The organism is Frigoribacterium sp. PvP121 (assembly GCF_017833115.1).
Taxonomy (GTDB): Bacteria; Actinomycetota; Actinomycetes; order Actinomycetales; family Microbacteriaceae; genus Frigoribacterium; species Frigoribacterium endophyticum.
Map to the genome: position 1 here is coordinate 936,195 of NZ_JAFIBR010000001.1, position 15,171 is coordinate 951,365.

General features: G+C 75.7%; 14 protein-coding genes. 4 read left to right on the plus strand and 10 right to left on the minus strand.

Annotation, left to right across the window (positions count from 1 at the left end; all coding sequences use genetic code 11):
* Nucleotides 1-93: 93 nt before the first annotated feature.
* Nucleotides 94-2,283: an ATP-dependent Clp protease ATP-binding subunit gene (locus tag JOE43_RS04440; protein ID WP_209515070.1), complete on the plus strand. Its 2,190-nt coding sequence runs from the start codon at nt 94-96 to the stop codon at nt 2,281-2,283.
* Between the two features lie 124 nt (nt 2,284-2,407).
* Here the strand turns inward: JOE43_RS04440 and JOE43_RS04445 are convergent, their stop codons facing one another.
* The 7 genes from JOE43_RS04445 to JOE43_RS04475 all read right to left on the minus strand — a co-directional run bounded on the left by JOE43_RS04445 (nt 2,408) and on the right by JOE43_RS04475 (nt 9,489).
* The gene (locus JOE43_RS04445; RefSeq protein WP_209515072.1) at nt 2,408-3,034 is read right to left on the minus strand and encodes a phosphoribosylanthranilate isomerase; all 627 of its coding nucleotides are present in this window, start codon (nt 3,032-3,034) and stop codon (nt 2,408-2,410) included.
* A gap of 56 nt (nt 3,035-3,090) precedes the next feature.
* Nucleotides 3,091-4,995 (minus strand): hypothetical protein, encoded by a 1,905-nt coding sequence (locus JOE43_RS04450; protein ID WP_209515073.1) that lies wholly within the window; start codon nt 4,993-4,995, stop codon nt 3,091-3,093.
* Nucleotides 4,996-5,102: 107 nt separating this feature from the next.
* Entirely contained in the window at nt 5,103-5,546 is a 444-nt protein-coding gene (locus JOE43_RS04455; RefSeq protein ID WP_209515075.1) for a DUF3060 domain-containing protein, read from the minus strand.
* Nucleotides 5,547-5,652: 106 nt separating this feature from the next.
* Nucleotides 5,653-6,954 (minus strand): ABC transporter permease, encoded by a 1,302-nt coding sequence (locus tag JOE43_RS04460; protein WP_307803240.1) that lies wholly within the window; start codon nt 6,952-6,954, stop codon nt 5,653-5,655.
* Nucleotides 6,951-7,643: an ABC transporter ATP-binding protein gene (locus JOE43_RS04465; protein ID WP_209515077.1), complete on the minus strand. Its 693-nt coding sequence runs from the start codon at nt 7,641-7,643 to the stop codon at nt 6,951-6,953. Before JOE43_RS04465 ends, JOE43_RS04460 begins: the two co-directional genes overlap by 4 nt.
* 26 nt (nt 7,644-7,669) lie before the next feature.
* A complete protein-coding gene (locus JOE43_RS04470; protein WP_209515079.1) occupies nt 7,670-8,773 on the minus strand; it encodes a peptidoglycan-binding protein in 1,104 nt (367 codons plus the stop codon).
* Nucleotides 8,774-8,871: 98 nt separating this feature from the next.
* The gene (locus tag JOE43_RS04475) at nt 8,872-9,489 is read right to left on the minus strand and encodes a hypothetical protein (protein ID WP_209515080.1); all 618 of its coding nucleotides are present in this window, start codon (nt 9,487-9,489) and stop codon (nt 8,872-8,874) included.
* Nucleotides 9,490-9,670: 181 nt separating this feature from the next.
* Here JOE43_RS04475 and JOE43_RS04480 point away from each other — a divergent pair, with 181 nt between their 5' ends.
* Together JOE43_RS04480 and JOE43_RS04485 are read left to right on the plus strand one after the other, a co-directional pair.
* A complete protein-coding gene (locus JOE43_RS04480) occupies nt 9,671-10,324 on the plus strand; it encodes a response regulator transcription factor (RefSeq protein ID WP_209515082.1) in 654 nt (217 codons plus the stop codon).
* Nucleotides 10,321-11,562: a HAMP domain-containing sensor histidine kinase gene (locus tag JOE43_RS04485; protein WP_209515084.1), complete on the plus strand. Its 1,242-nt coding sequence runs from the start codon at nt 10,321-10,323 to the stop codon at nt 11,560-11,562. Before JOE43_RS04480 ends, JOE43_RS04485 begins: the two co-directional genes overlap by 4 nt.
* A 101-nt stretch (nt 11,563-11,663) precedes the next feature.
* On the opposite strand, the gene JOE43_RS04490 is transcribed toward JOE43_RS04485, so the two are convergent.
* From JOE43_RS04490 to JOE43_RS04500, 3 genes are all read right to left on the minus strand, one after another.
* Nucleotides 11,664-12,266 (minus strand): nitroreductase family protein, encoded by a 603-nt coding sequence (locus JOE43_RS04490; RefSeq protein ID WP_209515086.1) that lies wholly within the window; start codon nt 12,264-12,266, stop codon nt 11,664-11,666.
* Between the two features lie 111 nt (nt 12,267-12,377).
* Nucleotides 12,378-13,424 (minus strand): low specificity L-threonine aldolase, encoded by a 1,047-nt coding sequence (locus JOE43_RS04495; protein WP_209515088.1) that lies wholly within the window; start codon nt 13,422-13,424, stop codon nt 12,378-12,380.
* A gap of 34 nt (nt 13,425-13,458) precedes the next feature.
* Complete coding sequence (locus JOE43_RS04500) at nt 13,459-14,550, minus strand: carbonic anhydrase (protein ID WP_209515090.1); 1,092 nt, start codon at nt 14,548-14,550, stop codon at nt 13,459-13,461.
* A 145-nt stretch (nt 14,551-14,695) separates the two neighbouring features.
* On the opposite strand from JOE43_RS04500, the gene JOE43_RS04505 reads away from it, so the two are divergent.
* Nucleotides 14,696-15,154 carry a hypothetical protein gene (locus JOE43_RS04505; RefSeq protein WP_209515092.1) on the plus strand — a complete coding sequence of 153 codons (459 nt, stop codon included), beginning with the start codon at nt 14,696-14,698 and terminating at the stop codon, nt 15,152-15,154.
* The last annotated feature ends 17 nt before the right edge of the window (nt 15,155-15,171 follow it).

A 15,171-nucleotide genomic window follows, 5' to 3' on the forward strand; every position in this document is an offset into this window, starting at 1 on the left:
TTGCGCGACGACCCAGCGTGCGTAGACTTGAGTCGGTTCAACTCAAGTTCGGGCAGCGCGCCCGACCGAGACGTTCTGAGAGAGGCACCACCCATGGCGAACATGCAGGGCGCTCCGGCTTCCGACGAGAAGCAGAAGTCGGCGCTCGACCAGTACGGCGTCGACCTGACCGCGATCGCCCGCAGCGGCGCGCTCGACCCCGTCATCGGTCGCGACAGCGAGATCCGACGAGTCAGCCAGGTGCTGACGCGGCGCACCAAGAACAACCCGGTGCTGATCGGCGAGCCCGGCGTCGGCAAGACCGCCGTCGTCGAGGGGCTCGCCCAGCGCATCGTCGCGGGCGACGTCTCCGACAGCCTGAAGGACAAGCGGCTGGTCAGCCTCGACCTCGCCGCCCTCGTCGCCGGCGCGAAGTACCGCGGCGAGTTCGAGGAGCGGCTCAAGGCCGTGCTGAAGGAGATCACCGAGAGCGACGGCCAGGTGATCACCTTCATCGACGAGCTGCACACCCTGATGGGCGCGGGCGGCGGCGACGGCAGCGTCGCGGCGGCGAACATGCTCAAGCCGATGCTCGCCCGTGGCGAGCTGCGCATGATCGGCGCGACGACCCTGGACGAGTACCGCCAGTACATCGAGAAGGACGCCGCGCTCGAGCGCCGCTTCCAGCAGGTCTACGTCGGCGAGCCGAGCGTCGAAGACACCGTCGCCATCCTCCGCGGCCTCAAGGAACGCTACGAGGCGCACCACGGCGTCACGATCACCGACGGTGCCCTCGTGGCCGCCGCCTCCCTCTCGGCTCGCTACATCCCCTCCCGTCAGCTGCCCGACAAGGCGATCGACCTGGTTGACGAGGCCGGCTCGCGCCTCAAGATGGAGATCGACTCGTCGCCCGTCGAGCTCGACCAGCTCTACCGCGGCCTCGTGCGACTCCAGGTCGAGGAGCTCGCGCTCGCGAAGGAGAAGGACGACGCCTCGCGCGCCCGCCTCGCCGCCCTGCGCGAGCAGATCACCGAGCAGAAGGCCCGGTACGACGCGCTGAACGCCCGCTGGCAGGCCGAGAAAGCAGCGCTGCAGGGCGTCGGCACGCTCCGCAGCGACCTCAACGAGGCGCGCATCGACCTCGACCGCGCCATGCGCGAGGGGCGCTACGCCGACGCGTCGAAGATCAACTACGAGACCATCCCCGACATCGAGAAGCGCCTCGCCGAGGCCGAGTCGTTCGAGGAGTCGGGCGAGCGGCTCGTCAACGACAGCGTCACCGACGCCGACATCGCCGAGGTCGTCGCGGCGTGGACCGGCATCCCGGTCGGGCGCCTCCTGAGCGGCGAGACCGAGAAGCTGCTGCACCTCGAGAGCGAGCTCGGTCGCCGCATCATCGGCCAGCGCGCGGCCGTCCAGGCCGTCTCCGAGGCGGTCCGCCGCACGCGTGCCGGCATCAGCGACCCCGACCGGCCGACCGGCTCGTTCCTCTTCCTCGGCCCGACCGGCGTCGGCAAGACCGAGCTCGCGAAGGCGCTCGCCGACTTCCTCTTCGACGACGAGAAGGCCCTCGTGCGCATCGACATGAGCGAGTACGGCGAGAAGCACAGCGTCTCGCGGCTCGTCGGCGCCCCTCCCGGCTACGTCGGGTACGAGGCGGGCGGCCAGCTGACGGAGGCGGTGCGACGTCGGCCGTACAGCGTCGTGCTCATGGACGAGGTCGAGAAGGCCCACCCCGAGGTGTTCGACGTGCTGCTGCAGGTGCTCGACGACGGTCGCCTCACCGACGGCCAGGGCCGCACCGTGGACTTCCGCAACACGATCCTCGTGCTCACGTCGAACCTCGGCTCGCAGGTGATCACCGACCCCCGCCTCAGCGACCCCGAGAAGGAGGAGCTCGTGCAGGGCCTCGTGCGCCAGGCCTTCAAGCCCGAGTTCGTCAACCGGCTCGACGACATCGTCGTGTTCTCGACGTTGACGGCCGACGACCTCGGCCAGATCGTGTCGCTGTACGTCGACCGCCTCGGTCGACGCCTGACCGACCGTCGGCTGCAGCTCGCCGTGACGCCCGACGCGCGGGCGTGGCTCGCCGAGCGCGGCTTCGACCCGATCTACGGGGCCCGGCCGCTGCGCCGCCTGATGCAGCGCCAGATCGACGACCAGCTCGCGATGGCCCTGATCGGCGGACGGATCGTCGACGGCGACACGGTGCTCGTCGACGTCGAGCCGGGCGCCGAGTCGCTCAGCGTGTCGCGGTCGGAGGTCGGCGAGCCGACGGCCGAGTCGCTGGACGACCTGCCCTAGCGGGCGGCCGCCGCCGGGTGGGCGGGCGAGTGCGACCCTCTCGGGCGTGCGTGGCCGCCCGGCCCGGTCGAACTCGCCCGTCGAGCCACGCGCGGCGCAGCTCGCGGCGGGCGCCGACGGCCCGCTACGCGGGGTCGCCGGAGCGTGCCGCCGCCACGAACTCGCGGATCAGCGCGACGCTCTTCACCCCGCGCGACGACTCCACCCCCGAGCTGACGTCGACCCCGGCGGGCCGCAGCTTCGCGACGCGGGCCGCGACGTTCTCGGGGTCGAGCCCTCCGGCGAGCAGCCACTCGCGGTGGGGCGGGGCGTCGAGCAGCGGCCGACCGTCGAAGACGGCGCCGGCACCGGGGGTGACCGCGTCGATCAGCAGCAGGTCTTCGCGGAAGGCGACCCGCGCCTCCTCGGGCTCGGCCGCGTAGGTCGCGACGTCGACCGCCCGCACCACCCGCAGCCCCGCAGCGTGCGCGGCCGCGACGTCGGCCGGCGACTCGTCGCCGTGCAGCTGCACCGTGGAGAGGCCGGAGGCGCGGGCCAGCTCGATCACCCGCTCGACGCCCTGGCCCCGGAACACCCCGACCGCCTCGACGTGCTCCGGCACGCGGGCCGCCAGCTCGCGGACGGTCGCGGCGTCGACGGTGCGGGGGCTGCCCTCGGCCAGTACGAAGCCGACCGCGTCGGCCCCCGCCTCGACGGCGGCGTCGACCGTCTCGGGGGTGGAGAGACCGCAGATCTTGACCCAGGTGCGCATGCCCCCAGTCTGCCTGCCCCGCCCGACCCTGCCCCGCCCGGCCCTCCCGGCCCGGCTCAGCTGCGCGGCGCGAACGCCTCGACCGAGGCGGTCTCCGAGCCTGGCCTGCCCTCGTCGCGGACGAAGTCGAGGTACCAGACCGTGTAGCCCATGTTCGTCCGTGTCCAGGCCCAGGTGCCCGCGGCCGTCGTCGTCGCCTCGCCGAGCTTCAGCCCCCTGCGGTTCCGCACCGTCACGACCGACTGCGGCGTGGCCGTGCCCCGGAACGTGTAGGGCATCGCGGGCTCGTAGCCCCGCACGAGCTCCGTCGTGGTGGGGTTCGTCACCCGGATCGTGCCCGTCTGCGGCCCGAAGTCGCGCACCTCGGCCGACTGCTCGGCGGCCAGCCCCGCATCGGCGACGAACCGGAGCGCCCAGACGGTCGTGCCCATGTTCGTGCGGGTCCAGCTCCAGGTGCCGCCCGCCGTCGCCTGCACGCTGCCGAGCCGCAGCCCCCGGAGGTTCCGCACCTCGACCGTCGCCCGTGGTCGGCTCGTGCCCGTGAACGTGTAGGGCGCCCCGACGACGTACCCGACCCGGGGGTCGGCGGGCTGCGTCACGACGACGGGCACGACGGGCGCGGGGGCCGGCGCCGCCGGGCCGAAGCCCGTCAGTCGCCACTCCGACTGCCGGGGCTCGCCGAGGTCCTGGTAGAAGACGATGCTCCAGACGTAGCTGCCCATGAGCGTGCGCGTCCACGCCCAGGTGCCGTCCGGTCCGACCTCGGCGGTGCCGAGGCGCAGGCCCTTGCTGTTCTCGACGGTCACCGGGGCGCCGGGTCGCCCGGTGCCCCGGAAGGTGAAGGGGCGACCGAGCTCGTAGCCCACCGCGATGCCCGCGGCGTCGGGCGTGGTGAGCGTGATCGGCGCCGAGGAGGCGTCGTCGACGACGCGCACCGGTGCCGTGCCGGTCGCCTGGAACGCCCCCTGGCCCGAGGTGCCCCGGTAGCGGTAGCCGAGCGCGAGGTCGGCGCCGCCGGCGGCGTCGACGGGCGTCGCCACCGGGACGGTGTACCGGTACTGCTCGCCGCCCCCGTGCGAGCCGGAGGCGCGGGTGCCGACGAGCGTGCGGCCCGCGTCGCTGATCGCCACGGCCTGCAGGCTCATCTGCGGAGCCGGCCGCCAGTCGCCCGAGCGGCCCGGCCGCCAGGTCGTCTCGACCGTCGCGTCGACGGGGAACGTCGTGCCCGCCGGGGCCGTGAGGCGCACGCTCACCTCGTAGCCGGTGCGCGGCTCGGAGCTGGCGACGACGAACGACACGTCGGTGCTCCGGCCCCGGACGAGGTCGGTGCTCGCCACGGTGACGGGGGTGACCGTGCCGAAGTCGGGCCCGTCGTCGACGACGGTGATCGGGGCGGCGGCGTCGAGCGCGTACGCGTAGCTCACGCCCGTGCTGCGGAAGGAGAAGCCGATCTCGCGGTCGCCCAGCGCCGAGCCCTCGGCCACGAGCACCGGCGCCCACTTGAGCGCGAGCCCGACGGGGATCGAGCCCGCGTCGCCCGGGAAGCGGTAGGCGTAGCTCCGGCCGTCGGCCGAGCGAGCCCCCTCGACGAGGTCCCACCCGGTGGGGACGGGCTCCCAGCCCGCTCGGCCCTCGAGGCGCTGCTGGGCCGGCAGCCGGGCCTGGTCGGGCGCGAAGGTCGTGCCCGCCGGCGCAGTGAAGGTCAGGGTGCCGGCCGCGTCGCCGCCGCCCGCGTGGCCGAAGCGGACGCCGACCTCGACCGGCGTCGGCTGCTGGACGGGGACGCGCGGTCGCCCGAGGTCGATGCGCGTCAGCTCGGCGATCGTGATGGACAGGGTCGGGTCGGCCGCCGCGGGCTCGGTCGCGGCGGCCTGGGCGGAGGCCGGAGCGACGAGCGCTCCGGCCGCCACCGTGAGGGCCGCGACCGTCGCCGTGACGGCGCGTCGGAAGGTCGTGCTCATGCCGTGGTGCCTCTCGTCTCGCGCTCCCGGGCGGGAGCGACGACACGAAATGTAACATTGATACGGACCGTTCTGACAACGCCTGTGAGCAGAACGCCCGTGGTGCGCTACCGGGCGACGACCGAGTTGCCCGTGCCGTTCTCCGCCTCCTCGCCGAGGATCTCCGGGGCCTCGCCGCCGTGCTCGATCGTGTTGTCGTTCCCGGTCAGGTCGAGGCGCCCGACGCTCTCGACGCGGATCGTCGAGCCGTCGCCCATCACCCCGAGGTCGCCGACGGGGCCGAGGTCGGCGGTGCCGCCGTCGCCGAGCACGAACACCGTGCCGCAGCCCTCGGGCAGGCTCAGCTCGGTGGTCTCTTCCGTGAACTGCATGTAGGCGATGCCGTCGACGCACTCGTTGTCGGGCTGGCCGACGGCGGTGGGCGACGACTCGGGCGTCGCGGCCGCGCCGCTGGGGTCGTCGGTCGACGCGTTCGTCGTGGTGCACGCCGTGACGGCCAGCAGGAGGGCGGCGGCGGTGGCGAGGGCGGCGGGAAGGGTCTTGACGGGCATGGGGGCCTCCGGTCTGTGGTCGTTCTGGGCGGGGCGGGTCGCCGCCGGGGCGACCCGCCCCGTGAGGGTACACGTCATATGTGACATTCCCCTGACGGTCATCGCGTCAGGCAGCGGCGAGCGCCGACGTCGGCGGGATCCGCGCCGCGCGCGACGCGGGCCACCAGCCGCTGACGCCCCCGATGACGACGGTCGCGACGAGCCCGCCGACCACGGCCCAGGCCGGCACGACGACCGGCCAGCCCTGCACGAGGCCGAACCCGGCCGTGACGGCGACCCCGAGGGCGACGCCGACCGCGCCTCCCAGGCCCGACAGCAGCAGCGACTCGACCAGGAACTGGTCGCGCACGTGCCGCCGCCGGGCCCCCAGGGCGCGTCGCACGCCGATCTCGGCGCGGCGCTCGAGCACGGTGATGACCATCGTGTTGGCGACCCCGATGCCGCCGACGAGCAGAGCGACGCCGCCGATGCCGAGCAGCAGGCCGGTGAACGACTCCTCCGTCGCCTGCTGCGCCGCGAGGGCGTCGGAGGGGCGGCCCACGTCGACCGACGCCGGGTCCTCCGGCGAGATGGACGCGGCGAGCAGGTCGCGCACCGCACCGACGCGGGCGGGGTCGGCGCGGGCGAACACCTGCGTCGGGTGCCCGTCGAAGCCGAACTCCGCCGCGGCCGTGCTGCTCGGCACGAAGGCCGACGCGTCCAGCTGCGGCGCGAGCGGCAGCGGGTCGAGCACGCCGACGACGGCGACCCAGCGGCCGCCGATCCAGACCCGCGTCTCGGGCGAGACGTCGGTCACCCCGAGGGTCGCGGCGGCGGTGGCGCCGAGCACGACCTGGGGCAGCTCGCCCGCCGCGTCGCTGGACCACCGGCCCGACGCGAGGTCGGCGCGCAGCACCCCGCGGAGGTCGCCCAGGGCGACGTCGAGCGAGATCCCGCCGGAGGCGGCGGCCGGCACCCGGTCGGTCCGGTACACCTTCTGGTCGTCGACGCGCCCGACGCCGGCGACGCCCTCGACGTCGCTCCGTCGGTCGAGCGCCGAGAGCGCCGTCTCGGGCAGCGGAGCCGTCTCGCCGCGGGCGTCCGTGCCCGGAGCGGCCACGAGCAGGTTCGTGCCGAGGCCGTCGAGCACCCGGTCGAGGGCGGCCTGGCTCGACGACGAGATGCCGACCACGGCGATCATCGCGGCGATGCCGATCGCGATGCCGAGGGCCGACAGCACGACCCGCGTGGGCCGGGTGCGCAGCCCGAAGACGCCGAGGCCCAGCAGGTCGCGGGCCGAGACGTGCCCCGGCCGGGCGCGGGCCGTGCGGTCGGTGCGGGCCGGGCGCGCGCTGCGGCCCGGTCGCGGACCAGGAGCCGTGCGGGAGTCGCGCTCCGGCCCCGCTCCCGGGGCCGCCGTCCCCCTCACGAGGCGACCCCGGCGTCCACGAGGCCGTCGCGCATCGCGACCCGGCGCGGCAGCGCCGCCGCCAGCTCGCGGTCGTGGGTGATGACGACCACGGTCGTCCCCGCCGCGTTGAGCTCGCGGAGCAGCGTGACGACCGCGGCGCCCGAGACGGAGTCGAGCGCCCCGGTCGGCTCGTCGGCCAGCAGCAGCGTCGGGTCGCCGACGACCGCGCGGGCGATGGCCACGCGCTGCTTCTCGCCGCCCGAGAGCTCGTGCGGCCGGTGGTCGAGGCGGTGCCCAAGCCCGACGCGGGCCAGGGCCTCCCGCGCTCGCTCGCGGCGATGTCGACGCGGCGCCCCCGCGTAGAGGAGGCCGTCGGCGACGTTCTCGGTCGCCGTGGCCCCGGCCGCGAGGTGGAAGTGCTGGAAGACGAAGCCCACGTGCTCGGCCCGGAGGCGCGACACGGCGTCGTCGGTCATCTCGGACACCTCGTGGCCGGCGATCCGCACCGAGCCGGAGCTCGGCCGGTCGAGCGTGCCCATCACGTTGAGCATCGTCGACTTGCCCGAGCCGCTCGGGCCGACCACGGCGACGAGCTCGCCGCGCCGCACGACGAGGTCGACCCCGCCGAGCGCGGTCGTGTCGCCGTAGGTGCGCGTCACGGCGCGCAGCTCGAGCACGGGCGCCCCGCTCTCGGTCGGCGCGCTCACGGCCGCCCCGCTCACGGTCGGCCCGCTCACGAGGGCACCACGACCTCGTCGCCCTCGGCGAGCCCCTCGCCCGAGACCTCGACGCGCCCCTGGGCGAAGGAGCCCACGGTCACGGCGACGCGCTCGACCGAGCCGTCGGCCGCCCGCACCTCGACCACGTAGCCCCCGTCGCCCGCCGCCAGCAGCGCGGTCACGGGCACCGAGAGCACGTCGACCCGCCGCTCGCCCTCGACCACGAGGTCGACCGAGCCCGCGGTCGCGGTCCCCTCGGGCAGCTCGGCGTCGAGCCCGACGACGACGGTCGCGCGGTCGGCGCCCGAGCCCGTCCCCGAGCCCGTCCCTGAGCCGGCACCCGACCCGCCGGCCCCGGAGCCGCCGCCGGCCCCGCCGCCGGAGCCCGCGCCTCCGCCCGGCCCCTCCACCGAGCGCACGGTGCCGGGCACGCGCTCGCCGCCCGGCAGCCCCACCTCGACGGGCGCGCCGACGCCGAAGCGGCCCTCGTCGACCGGCGAGACCTCGGCCGTGACGACGAGGGTCGTGGAGGTCCAGCTCCAGACGACCTCGCCGGCCGGGTCGCCGACGCGGCCGACGACCTCGGCGACCCGGACGTCGCCCGGCACGAACGCGACGTCCGCCGCCCCGAGGGTGCCGGTGACCTCGCGGTCGCGGTCTTCCTGCCAGGCGCGCACGGCACGGGCCGTGCGCCGCCCGAACACGTCGTCGTCGGCGACGTCGTAGCCGAGCGCGAGCAGGGCGTCGTTGAGCTGTGCCACGTCGGCGCCCTCCGTGCCCTGCTCGAGCGTGCGCCAGAGCGGCACGGTGCCGTGCATCGACCGCACGGGCGACTCGTCGACCGCCCAGAGCACGCCGTCGAGCCCGATCACCTCGCCGTACGAGGGCAGCTCAGTGATCGTCCCCTCGCCCGGCGCGACGAGGGGCGTCGGCGAGCCGTGCCCCAGCGTGCCGGCGATCGTGCGGGAGTCCACGAGGTCTCCACGCACGACGGGCGCGGTGGGCAGGTCGGCGGCCCGGGAGGCGCTGCTGCCCGCCGCGTCGCCCTCGGCGCCGTCGGCGGTGCCCGTGAGCCCGCACCCGCTGAGCAGGAGGGCCCCGGCGACCGCCCCGGCCACGAGCGTCGTCGCGGCGAGGGGAGGGCGTCGCGTGCCCGCGCCGCCGACCCGGCCTCGGCCGGCGCGCCCCGGGTGCCCGGCCCCGCGACTCCCCCCGGTCATCGGCCGGCCCCGGCGCTGTTGGGGCCGTGCTCGGCGTCGCAGGCGAGGAAGGCCTCGTCCTGGGCGCCGGGGGCCGTGGTGTCGGTGCTCATCGAGGCTCCCGACGGGAAGACCCCGTCGACCGGGTCGGCGAAGTCGGTGAAGCCCTTCTCCCGCACGCAGCGGGCGACCTCGAGGTTGGCCTCCTGCAGCGCGGCGAGGTCCTCCTCCGACGGGCCGGGGCCGCCGCCCTGGTCGGCGGGCAGCTCGGCGCGGCACGCCTCGAAGGCGGAGACGTACTCGTCGACGTCCACGCCGCGCGGCGGCGCGACCACGACGCCGCGGCTGAGGTCGGGGTCGTCGACGTCGAAGCCCGCGTCGCGGAGGCACGACCCGAGCTGGGCGCTGGCGCTGCTCGTGCTGCCCTGCGCCCCGGACGAGGCGCCGGTCGTCGGGTCGTCGGCCGCCGTGCTGCACGCCGCGAGCACGGGGGCGACCAGCAGCAGGGCCGCTCCGAGGAGGGTCGCCGAGGAGGCGCGGCGTCGCCGGCCGCCGCCGTCGCGTCGGGTCGTCGCGGTCGCCGTCGACCGGCGGGCAGCCGTCGTCGTGGTCGAGGTGGTGGGGGAGGTGGGCATGGCGAGGTCCTCTCGTCGGGGGTGAACGAACGGTGACCACTCCACCTGACGGGCCGTCTCCGGAGCGTGCCGCCCGGAGTTACGCCCGCGAAACACCACCTGTGTACGATGGATGTGAAATGTCGTCACGATCTGCCCGACGCGGGCCGGGGCGGCTCCGCCGAGGGGAAGAGGTCGTGCCGTGCGCGTGCTGGTCGTCGACGACGAGGTGGCCCTGGCCGACCTCGTGGCAGCGGGCCTCGCCCGTCAGATGATGGCGGTCGACGTGGCCTACCGCGGCGACGACGCCGACGAGCTGCTCGCCGTCAACGACTACGACGTCGTCGTGCTCGACCGCGACCTGCCGGGCCTGCACGGCGACGCCGTCGCGCGGGCCGTGGCCGAGCGAGGCAGCCCCACGCGCATCCTCATGCTCACCGCCGCCGGCGGCCTCGACGACCGCGTGCGCGGGCTCGAGCTCGGCGCCGACGACTACCTCGCGAAGCCCTTCGAGTACCCCGAGCTCGTCGCCCGGGTGCGTGCGCTCGGGCGCCGCTCCGCTCCGGCCGCGCCGCCCGTGCTCCGGTCGGGCGACATCGTGCTCGACACGTCGCGGCACCACGCGACCCGGGGCGGCCTCGACCTCGGCCTCTCGACGAAGGAGCTCATGGTGCTCGAGGTGCTGCTCCGCGCCGACGGCCGCGTCGTCAGCGCGGAGGAGCTGCTCGAGAAGGCGTGGGACGCCCACGTCGACCCCTTCACCAACGCCGTCCGCGTCACGATGAGCAAGCTGCGGAAGAAGCTCGGCGACCCCGACCCCGTCCGCACGCTGCCCGGCCGGGGCTACGTCCTGTGACGGGCCGGTCAGGAGTCGCGGGTCGGCTCGCCGCCCTCGCTCCCCGTCGCTGGGGCATCGGCCTGCGCACCGCCGTCACGTTCGGCGTGGTGTCGGCGCTGCTCGCCGCCCTCGTCGTGGTGCTGGTGTCGGCGACGACCACGGCCGGCATCACGGTCGGCCTCGTCGCGGTGGCGGAGTCCGCGGCGTCGCCCGCGACGCCCCTCGCACCCGACGGTGCCGCCTGCGACGACGGCCGGTGCGCCTCGACCCGCGCGGTCGAGGGGGCGGACGGCGTGCCGGTGGCCGCGGCCGTCGGCGACGTCGTGGTCGCGCAGCAGTGGTCGGCGGCGGTGCTCGGCGTGCTGCTCGCCGCCGTGGTGGCCGGGGTCGTCGGCTGGTTCGTCAGCCGCCGCCTGCTCCGGCCGCTCGACGCGGTCGTCGAGACGACCCGGCGCATCACGGCGAGCACGCTGCACGAGCGGGTGGCGCTCGCGGGCCCGCGCGACGAGGTCGCCCGGGTCGCCGACACCATCGACGGCCTGCTCGACCGTCTCGAGGCGTCGTTCGAGGCCCAGAGACGCTTCGTGGCCGACGCCTCGCACGAGCTGCGCACGCCCCTCGCCGTGCAGCGGGCCGCGATCCAGATCGGCCTGGACGACCCGACGCCCGACGAGCTCGAGCGGACGAAGCGGCAGCTGCTCGACGCGAACCGCCGCAGCGAGGCGCTGCTCGAGAGCCTGCTCGCGCTCGCGACGGCCGACCGGGGGCTCGCCGACGCCGGGCGCGAGGTCGCGGTGGGCGACGTGGTCGACGAGGTGGTGACCGGTCTGCTCGACCGGGCCCGCGCCTCCTCGGTGGAGGTGATCGTCGCGAAGGGCAGCTTAGGCCGCGTGCGGGGCGACGAGGTGCTCGTCGGGCAGCTCGTGCGCAACCTGGTCGCCAACGCGGTCGAGTACAACGAACCCGACGGCTGGGTGCGCGTGCACGGCGGGCCGGGGGCCGTGCTCGTCGTCGAGAACACCGGGCCGGTGGTGGGCGAGGCGGAGGCGGCGACGCTCACGCGCGCCTTCGTGCGCGGCGCGGGGCCGGCCCGGGTCGCTGGCGGGGCCGGCGGCGGCGGCCAGGCCACGGGCCGGGGCGACGAGCGGCACAGCGGCCTGGGGCTCGCGATCGTGGCGTCGGTCGCGGCGGCGCACGGCTGGGCGCTGGCGGTCGAGCCCCGGGCTGAGGGCGGCCTCCGGGTCACGGTGGGCTGACCCCCGCCGACGGCGGCGCGTGGTCACGACCTGCTGCTCCCGCCGTGGCGGGGAGCAGACCGTGACCGAGCGACCGTGACCGCGCGACCGCGACCGGAGCGCTAGCTGCGGGCGATGACCAGCTCGCTGAGCGGCAGGCGCGTGCGGGGCGCGGTCTCGCGCTCGGCGAGGGCGTCGGCCAGCTTGTCGGCCGTGTCGACGACGCCGACGGCGGTGATGGTCATCGGCTTGAGGTTCTCGGCCAGGTCGAACGCGGCGACGATCTGGTCCCACTCGACGCCGGCCATCTGGTGGGTGTGCAGGCCCTCGGCCTGAGCCTGGACGACGAGGTGCGCGACGGCGGCGCCCAGGTCGTACTCGGCGTACGCGCGCAGGTCGCCCTCGACGGTCGAGGTCTCGGCGATGCCGATGATCAGGGCCGACGCGTTGACGGCCCAGGCGGCGTTGAAGCCGACGAGCGCGTGCACGATCGTGTCGAAGTGGTGGCTGCCGCGGCGGGCGACGACGAAGCGGCGGGGCTGGAAGTTGTTCGCCGACGGCGCCCAGCGGGCGGCCTCGAGCAGGGCGTCGAGCTGCGCGTCGGTGACGGTCGCCTCGGGGTCGAACGAGCGGGGGCTCCAGCGGGCGTCGAGCTCGGCGACGATCGGCACGCTCGTGTCGGCGGAGCGGGCGGTGGTGGGCAGGGCGGACTCGGTGATCGACATGGCGCCGGCTTTCTCGAGGAGGGGCTGGGGGGAGGAGGCGCGTCGTCGGGCCACGCGCACCACAACGTCGTGCGCCGCCCCAGTATTTCGTGCCGACCGTGCAGCCGCTCGCTACGCCGTCAGGCGCCGCGCGTCGGCGAGGAACGCCTCGACGTGCTCCTCGGTCGTGTCGAACGAGCACATCAGCCGCACCTCGCCGGTGGTGCGGTCCCAGTCGTAGAAGTGGTGCGCCTCGCGCAGCGGCTCGACGACGGCCGCCGGCAGCACCGCGAAGACGGCGTTGGCGTCGACGCTCTGCGTCACGGTGACGCCCGGCACGTCGGCGAGGCCGGCGGCGAGCTGGGCGGCGCGGGCGTTCGCCCCGCTCGCCGACCGCAGCCAGAGGTCGCCGTCGAACATCGCGAGGAACTGCGCCGAGACGAAGCGCATCTTCGAGAGCAGCTGCGCGTCCGTCTTGCGCAGGTAGGCCAGGCCGACCCGCGACTCCTCGGCGAAGGTGACGATCGACTCGCCCAGCACGAGGCCGTTCTTCGTGCCGCCGAGCGAGACGGAGTCGACGCCGACGTCGCGCGTGATCGCCCGCAACGGCAGACCGAGCGAGGCGGCGGCGTTGGCGAGGCGGGCCCCGTCGAGGTGCACCCGCATGCCGAGGGAGTGCGCGTGGTCGGTGAGGGCCCGCAGCTCGTCGGGCGTGTAGACGGTGCCGAGCTCGGTGCTCTGCGTGACGGTGACGGCCAGGGGCTGCGACCGCTGCTGGTCGCCCCAGCCGTGGGCCTGCCGGTCGACGAGCTCGGGCGTGAGCTTGCCGTCCGGCGTCGGCACGGTCAGCAGCTTGAGGCCGCCGAGGCGCTCGGGTGCACCGCCCTCGTCGGTGTAGACGTGCGCAGAGGCGGCGCAGACGACGGCGCCCCAGCGGGGCACGAGCGCCTGCAGCGCCGCGACGTTCGCCCCGGTGCCCGTCAGCACGGGGTCGATCGTCGCGCCCTCGCCGAACTGCTCGACGACGACCTCGCCGAGCCGGCGCGTGTACGGGTCGGCCCCGTACGAGCCGACGTGCCCGCCCGCGGCGTCGACGATCGCCTGGAGCGCCTCGGGGTGCGCGCCGGCGTAGTTGTCGGAGGCGAACGTGTGGGCTGCGGGGTCGTGGAGTCGCGTCACCCGTCCATCCTGCCGCCTCGCGGGAGGCGCGGTGTCAGAGCACGGGCGCCGTGCCGGTCAGCAGGCGGTCGCCGAGCTCCTGCACGGGGCGGGCCGTGTCGCCCCCGCCGGCCAGCACGGCCAGCTGCTCGGCGCTCATCGTGACGGGCGTGCTGAGCACCGCCCAGCTCACGCCCTCCGTGCACGGCGGCGTCGTGAGGCTGCCGTCGTAGCGCACGTGGTCGAGCGTGGCGGGCAGCAGGGTCGCCAGGTCGACGCGGGGGTCGTCGCGGTCGTCCAGGTCGTCGTCGCCGGTTCGGGGCGCGCCGCCGCGGGGGTCGATGCGGGCGCCGGTCTCCGTGGTCGCCGAGGCGAGGGAGGCGAGGTCGTCGGCCGGGCCGGCCGCCCGCGGCCGCGGCGCCTCGGCGACCACCGCGGCGACGACCGGCTCCCAGGCGGGGGAGTGGTCGCCGACCTGCACGAGCAGTCCGACCACGGCGAGGGACCCGTCGGCCGCGCGGTGGACGACGTGGACCTCGCCGGACGCCGGTCGGCCGTCGACGACGTGCTCCGACGGCGCGTGGGCGTGGAGCTGCACGAGCTCGTGGGGCCGGCCGTCGAGCACGGCCGTCGCCGCCCCCTCCGTCTCGAGGTGCACCCCGTGGCCGTCGTCGTCGACGTCGAGCTCGACCGGGCCCCAGGCGAGCGAGAAGGAGTCGTCGTCGGCCGGGTCGGTCGCCCCCTCCGCCGCGGGAGCGGCCCCGGCGAGGTCGACCGGCGACTGCTGCCGGCCGGTCGCGCAGGTGCTCCAGGCGCTCGACAGCGAGCCCCACCGCTCCGGCCCGGTCTCGCCGCCGTAGCTCCAGGTCGGGCTCGCGGGCGGCACGCGCACGGGGTCGAACGGGGCCTCGGCCCCGCCGCCGGGCAGCGAGCAGCCGGCCAGGGCCGCGACCGCCAGCCCGGCGCCCACCGCCAGGGGCAGCCGGCGTCGTCGTCGCCCCCGGGCTCGACGGTCGGCCGTCGACGAGGCGTCGTGCCCGCCGTGGGCGGCGCGGGAGGCGGCAGAGGGGAGCAGCGAGGAGGCGCGGGGCACGTCGGATCCGTTCGTCGAGCAGGTGCGGCGCACCTTGTGGAATCGGAATATCATACGTAGAGTCAGTGATGAAGAAGTTCACGGGCCCGGCCGAGAGATCGGCGCGACCCGCCCCCGCCGGCACCCGCTCTACGCCGGCCCCCGCCACCGCCCCGTGTCCGCCCCACCAGCGGCCGCCCTCCCGAGAGGTCCCTCCCCCATGTACTTCGCCCACGCGCCCAAGCTCGTCCTCACCGGCTCCTCCGACCTGCTCCGGCCCCTGGGCGACCGGGCCGCCGTGCTCGGGGCCGAGGTCGTCGTCGTCGACGCCGACCCCGGCGTCCCCGTGGGCGACGTCGACGGGTTCGACGTCGCCGTCGTCGGCGTCGGCGGGGTGGCCGAGGCCGCCTCCGACCTCGGGCGCGCAGCCGACGTGCTGGCCCCCGGCCTGCGCCGCGGTGCCCTCGTCATCGTCAGCTCGCCGGCCCACGTCCGTTCGCTCGAGGTCGAGGGCCGCGTCTTCGCGGCCGCCCTCGCCGAGCGCTCGGGCCTCGACCTCGGCGACGAGTTCTCCGTCGCCGCGAAGGAGGGCGAGGGCATCACCTGGCACACGGGCGAGGAGGGCGCCGAGGTCGCGCGCTACCTCGTGTCGCGCATCGCGGCGGTCCCCGCCGTCTGAGCCGTCAGGGCGCCGGT